We start from the raw sequence: 1,374 nt of genomic DNA, 5'->3' as shown, positions 1-1,374 counted from the left end.
GGCCAAGCCGCGCATCATGGGCATCGGCCCGGTGCCGGCGACGCAAAAACTCTGCGCGCGGCTTGGCCTGACGCCAAAACAGTTCGACGTCATCGAGCTCAACGAAGCCTTTGCCTCGCAAGGCATCGCCGTGCTGCGCCAGCTCGGCATTGCCGAGGACGCCGAACACGTCAACCCGAATGGCGGCGCCATCGCGCTCGGCCATCCCCTGGGCATGTCGGGCGCCCGCATATCCGGCACGGCGGCGCTGGAGCTTCGCGAGCGCGGCGGCCGGTATGCGCTTGCCACCATGTGCATCGGCGTCGGCCAGGGCATCGCGATCGCGCTGGAACGGGTCTGATCGGCAAGTCTCTCCGGCTGACTTCGAGAATCCGGTGCGGTCAAATTTGACCACGTGGACAAAAGTCCGGACCCGTTCCATAGTTCCTCGTCTGATTTTTAGAACAGCCGGCTCGACACGGCTGTCGAACAGAGGGGAATACAATGGAAAACCGAAAGAACAGATTTCAATCCGCACGCGAAGGGCTTTCGCGGCGCAATGTGCTGGAGTTGGGCGCGCTTGGCCTGGCTGCGGCAATGCTGCCGGGCGCTGCCTTCGGCAAGGACAAGAAACTGAAGGTGGCGGCGATCTTCGCCACGCCGATCGAGGAGCCATGGGACAACCAGATCCATGTCGCCCTGCAGAAGGCCGAGAAGGAACTCGGCATCGAATACAAATGGTCGGAGAAGGTGCAGACCGCCGATTTCAGCCGCGTCATGCGCGAATACGCGCAAGGCGGCTACCAGCTGGTGCTGGGTGATGCCTTCGCCGCCGAGCGTGAGTCGCGCCGCACCGCCAAGCAGTTCCCGAAGACCGCCTGGCTGTTCGGCTCCGGTGCTGGGCCCGCAGAACCGAATTTCGGCGTTTTCGACAACTGGATCCATGAACCCGCCTATCTCTCAGGCATGATCGCCGGCAAGATGTCGAAGTCGGGCACGATCGGCGCTGTCGCGGCGATGGGCATTCCGGAAGTGAACCGGCTGGTCAACGCCTTCTTCGCCGGTGCCAAGGAGGTCAACCCGAACATCAAGAAGAAGGTCGCCTTCATCGGCTCTTTCTTCGATCCGCCCAAGGCCAAGGAAGCGGCGGTCGCGCAGATCGACGCCGGTGTCGACGTCATCTATGCCGAGCGCTTCGGTGTCATCGAAGCGGCGGTCGACAAGAAGATCCTTGCCATCTCCAACATGTCCGACCAATCGAGTCTCGGCCCGGATACGGTCATCACCGGCCCGGTCTGGGACATGTATCCGACGGTCGAACAGGCGATCAAGCTGGTCAAGGCCGGCGTCTTCACCGCGCAGGACTATGGCGACTTCTCGCGCATGGCCAAGGGC

At 62.7% G+C, this 1,374-nt stretch carries 1 protein-coding gene and 1 pseudogene; both read left to right on the top strand.

Annotated elements, in window-relative coordinates:
• Nucleotides 1–340 (top strand): annotated as a pseudogene (locus EN991_RS36405) (3-oxoadipyl-CoA thiolase); the annotation flags it as partial.
• Nucleotides 341–483: 143 nt separating this feature from the next.
• Nucleotides 484–1,374: BMP family protein (locus EN991_RS36400; protein ID WP_164769670.1), on the top strand; the 891-nt coding region annotated here is incomplete at its 3' end.

The sequence above is a fragment of the Mesorhizobium sp. M7A.F.Ca.US.005.03.2.1 genome (genome assembly GCF_003997795.1).
Lineage (GTDB): Bacteria > Pseudomonadota > Alphaproteobacteria > Rhizobiales > Rhizobiaceae > Mesorhizobium > Mesorhizobium ciceri.
The sequence above is the reverse complement of the archived record's forward strand: the minus strand, read 5'-3'. Positions and strand labels throughout refer to the sequence as shown.